Origin of the sequence: Kitasatospora sp. NPDC058170 (assembly GCF_042883905.1) — a bacterium.
In the GTDB taxonomy this organism is placed as follows: Bacteria; Actinomycetota; Actinomycetes; order Streptomycetales; family Streptomycetaceae; genus Kitasatospora.
Genome location: NZ_JBHVUV010000048.1, coordinates 39,903 through 40,366, shown reverse-complemented (window position 1 = coordinate 40,366; position 464 = coordinate 39,903). Strand labels below are relative to the sequence as shown.

General features: G+C 71.6%; 1 pseudogene. It reads right to left on the bottom strand.

The features are described 5' to 3' along the window. Positions 1 to 377, bottom strand: a pseudogene (locus ACFVVX_RS35430) (hypothetical protein); the annotation flags it as partial. Between the last annotated feature and the right edge of the window lie 87 nt (positions 378 to 464).

Here is a 464-nt window from a genome sequence, read left to right as displayed (position 1 = left end):
GCGCCCTCGTACCAGTACCGGTCCTGCACCGACCCGTTCGCCCCGACGAACCACACCTCCATACTGCCGGGGATACGCGACACCGCCGCCACCCCGCCGTTGGTGGAGGCACTGCCGCCGGGCGCCAACTCGAAGGCCTGCCAGGCAGCGCCCTCGTACCAGTACCGGTCCTGCACCGACCCGTTCGCCCCGACGAACCACACCTCCATGCTCCCCGGGATGCGGGAGACGGCGGCGATGGCGCCGTTGGTGGAGGCACTGCCGCCGGGCGCCAGCTCGAAGGCCTGCCAGGCAGCGCCCTCGTACCAGTACCGGTCCTGCACCGACCCGTTCGCCCCGACGAACCACACCTCCATACTGCCGGGGATACGCGACACCGCCGCCACCCCACCGTTCGCCGACGCGCTCCCGGGAGGCGCCAACTCGTAGCGCTTCCACGGCGACCCGTCGTACCAGTACACCCC